Here is a 2040-nt window from a genome sequence, read left to right on the forward strand (position 1 = left end):
GTCGAGAACGGCGACCTCACCGAGACGCTCGGCATCGACGCGCAAGGAGTCGCCGCGCTCAGGGAATGGCGCGCGAAGCAGAAGACGCAGTCCACTGTGGACGGCTGGCGCTACCGCGACTCGTGGCAGCTCCTGCGCGGCGTCCAGGCCACCGGCATCAACGGCACCTGGCTCGCGGCGGTCCCGGAGGGCCACGACGAGTGGGCAGAAAGGGTCCTGGAGGCGTTCGGGCAGGACGTCGTGAAGGTCGTCGTCAAACCCAACGCCGAACGAGCGCTGCTCGCCACCGAACTGGTCGGCATCGAACCGGTGGGCGTGATCTCGTTGCTCGGCACGGAGAACACGCCGCACGCCGAGTTCACCTCGACCCCGCTCGGCCTCGCGCTGAACGTCCTGCTCGTGCAGGCGCTCGGTGACGTGGGCAGCACCGCGCCGTTCTGGGCGGTCACCAGGCAGGCCATCTCCACGAGTGCCACCGACCACGTCGCGAACCCCGGCCAGGTCGCACTGTGGGGCCTTGGCCGGGTCGCCGCGCTCGACCTCCCGCGCCGCTGGGGCGGCCTGGTCGACCTGCCGGACACGATCGACGGCCAGATCGAGCAAGGCCTGGTCGCCGCGATCACCAACGGCGGCGGCGAGGACCAGTTGGCGGTCCGCGACACCGGCGTCTACGGCAGGCGCCTCGTCCCGGCCCAGCGCGCGGCCACGTCCACCGAGTGGACGCCGCGCGGCACGGTCCTGATCACCGGCGGCACCGGCGCCCTGGGCGGCCACGTCGCCCGCTGGGTCGCCGGGCGCGGTGCCGAGCACGTGCTGCTCACCAGCCGCCGCGGCGACGAAGCCCCAGGCGCGGCGGAACTGCGCGCGGAACTCGAAGCGTTGGGGGCCAGGGTCACCATCGCGGCCTGCGACGCGTCGAACCGCGAAAGCCTGAAGGCGGTGATCGACAGCGTCACAGACCTGAAGGCGGTGGTGCACGCCGCCGGCATCGTCGAGGGCAACGCACCGACCGACGCGCTCGGCATCGACCAGCTGGACCGGCTGCTCAAGGCCAAGATGACATCGGCCTGGCTGCTGCACGAGCTGACGAGCGATCTGGACGCGTTCATCCTGTTCTCGTCCGGTGCGGCGAGCTGGGGCAGCGGCGCGCAACCCGCGTACGCGGCCTCGAACGCCTACCTCGACGGCCTTGCGCACTTCCGCCGCTCCCACGGGCTCAAGGCGACGTCGATCGCCTGGGGTGCCTGGGCCGACACCGGCATGGCGTCGGAGAACGAGGAAGGCGCCGAACAGCTGCGCAGGCGCGGCGTCCACACGATGAAACCGGACCTCGCGATCACCGCGCTGCAACAGGCGGTCGAGGACGGCCACACCTCGCTGACGATCACCAACATGGACTGGGAGAAGTTCGCGCCGAGCTTCACCGCGTCGCGGCCGAGTCCGTTGCTGATGGGCATCCCGTCGGTCCAGAAGGCCCTGGAAGAACCGGAGACGACCGATTCCGGGCTCAAGGAGCGGCTGCTGGCGTTGCCCGAAGCGGAACGCGCCAGGACACTGCTCGACCTCGTCCGCACGGAGGCCGCGGCGACGCTGGGCTTCGAGAGCGCGGAGGCGTTCGGGCCGTCGAGGGCGTTCCGCGACGTCGGATTCGACTCGGTGACGGCCGTGGACCTGCGCAACCGGCTCAAGGCGGTCACCGGCGTGGCGCTGCCCGCGACGCTGGTGTTCGACTACCCGACGCCGAACGCGCTGGCCCAGTTCATCCGCACGGAGCTGCTCGGCGAGATCGTGACCACCGGCAACGACCCGGAAGCGCACCTGCGCGAGACGCTCGCGTCGATCCCGATCAGCCGGCTGCGCCAGGCCGGTCTGCTGGATCTGGTGCTGCAACTTGCCCAGGAGAGTGGGGAAAACAACAGCGCTCCGGATGTTGTGCTTGCAGCCGAGGCGGAATCGATCGACGACATGGACGGCGAAGCCCTCCTGCGTCTGGCGATCGGGGACGCCATGGACTGACGGGCGATCCGAGAAGGAAGCGCG

General features: G+C 70.5%; 1 protein-coding gene (running past one end of the window). It reads left to right on the top strand.

Annotated features, from left to right (window positions below):
- On the top strand, positions 1-2016 hold the final stretch of the coding sequence (locus ACIA8G_RS28265; RefSeq protein WP_396421697.1) for a type I polyketide synthase. Its footprint begins 25524 nt before the window's first position; 2016 of the gene's 27540 nt are visible here — the last part of the coding sequence; the start codon falls outside the window, past its left edge; its stop codon occupies positions 2014-2016.
- Positions 2017-2040: the final 24 nt, after the last annotated feature.

The sequence above is a fragment of the Lentzea sp. NPDC051213 genome (assembly GCF_044455585.1).
GTDB lineage: Bacteria > Actinomycetota > Actinomycetes > Mycobacteriales > Pseudonocardiaceae > Lentzea.